The 205-nt window shown below is 66.3% G+C and carries 1 protein-coding gene; it reads left to right on the top strand.

Translation table 11 applies throughout. The features are described from left to right. A partial coding sequence (locus AC6CH6_RS17905) for an acyl-CoA dehydrogenase family protein (protein ID WP_498256169.1) occupies positions 1-205 on the top strand: 205 nt, incomplete at both ends.

Consider the following 205-nt stretch of genomic DNA (forward strand, 5'->3'; position numbering starts at 1 on the left):
TGTCCAACGCGCAGGCCTCGATGGTGAAGATGGCCACGGCGCAGAAGGGCAAGTGGATCTGCAACGAGGCCCGGGACCTCCTGGCCGGCAACGGGCTGCTGCTCGAGAACCACGTCATCCGGCACATGACGGACATGGAGGTGGTCTCCACCTACGAGGGCACCGACTCCATCCAGGCGCTGCTCGTGGGCCGGGACATCACCGG

The organism is Kocuria sp. GQ42, assembly GCF_059758435.1.